Below are 831 nucleotides of genomic sequence, written 5' to 3' on the forward strand. Positions count from 1 at the left end.
GTTCGGACCCCAACATCTCGCGCCTGCAGAGCTATACTATTGATCTGTACAAAGAGATCGAAGAAACCTCGGGCCATTCGGTCGGTATGCACATCACCGGTGGTTTCTACGCGGCCTCGACAAAGGAATGGTACGACTACCTCAAGCGTGAACGCTCGAAAGCGCGCTATATGGGCCTGCATCAGGAATTCATCAGCCCGCAGGAACTGGCCGAGCGTCACCCGCTGATCGACCCCAAACACTATCACGCCGCCCTTTGGGACGAGCAGGACGGCGATGTCGATCCCTCGGGCGCAACCTACGCCTTCGCAAAATCCGCCCGTCACCACGGTGCGCAGTATTTCACCCATTGCGGCGTGACCTCGATGAGCCAGCGCCCCGATGGCAGCTGGGATCTGACCACCCCCAAAGGCGTCATCAACGCCGAGCAGGTCGTGAACTGCGGCGGCCTCTGGGCGCGTGAAGTGGGCCATATGTCGGGCATCCACCTGCCCGTACAGCCGATGGAGCACCACTACCTGATCACCGACGCGATCCCGATGATCAAGGACCGCATGGAGAGCATGGGCGAAGCCGGTCGTCTGCCCGCAGGCATCGACTATGAGGCCAACATTTACTTCCGTCAGGAACGCCACGGCATGCTTCTGGGCACCTATGAGCCGAAATCGACTCCGTGGAAAGTGGATGGCACCCCTTGGGATTTCGGCCACGAGCTTCTGCAACCCGATCTGGACCGGATTGCCGACCGCCTGGAAATGTCGTTCGAGCGTATCCCCGCCATCGGTGAATCCGGCATCAAAGACACCATCAACGGCCCGTTCACCTTCGGCC

Annotated in this window: 1 protein-coding gene; it reads left to right on the forward strand. The window is 60.2% G+C overall.

Annotation, left to right across the window (positions count from 1 at the left end; translation table 11 throughout):
* On the forward strand, nucleotides 1–831 hold an 831-nt coding region (locus ACR0E6_RS22015), incomplete at both ends, for an NAD(P)/FAD-dependent oxidoreductase (RefSeq protein WP_480587353.1).

Source organism: Ruegeria sp. AP12 (assembly GCF_056540025.1).